Annotated in this window: 1 protein-coding gene; it reads right to left on the bottom strand. The window is 45.4% G+C overall.

The genetic code is table 11. The annotated features are described in order from the left end of the window. Positions 1 to 308: 308 nt before the first annotated feature. A partial coding sequence (locus H5300_RS27095; protein ID WP_259397661.1) for a flagellin occupies positions 309 to 421 on the bottom strand: 113 nt, incomplete at its 5' end.

Raw genomic sequence — 421 nt, 5'->3', positions numbered from 1 at the left:
CGTTATAGTTTTCATATGGACCTACCCTCAGTTAGATGATTGTGTTTAATATTCATCTTGGCGCATTGCGACGCCGTTTAGAAGGGTGGGTCCATTTCATTATTCCCTACAGTGAGGAACGAACGCGATAGGGAATCTCGCTTTTGCTCCTGCCTACCAACATTGCACTTTTCTAAATACATACTCGCCAAATAACGGGCAATAAAAAACCCAGCCGAAGCTGGGTTTGTTTAGCGCTCATCTCTCACCACGAGCTAATTTGTGGAGGTCCTACGTTAACACTAGGGTCAACGTGACCTTTCAATCGATTAACCTAGTAGGCTAAGTGCCGAGTTCGGAGCTTGCTTCGCTTGAGCAAGAATCGAGCTTGAAGCTTGAGAAAGGATCTGAGACTTAGTCATCTGAGTCGTTTCTTTCGCGA

The sequence above is a fragment of the Vibrio sp. SG41-7 genome (assembly GCF_014164465.1).
GTDB lineage: Bacteria > Pseudomonadota > Gammaproteobacteria > Enterobacterales > Vibrionaceae > Vibrio > Vibrio splendidus.
This window is presented reverse-complemented; position numbering and strand designations above follow the sequence as displayed.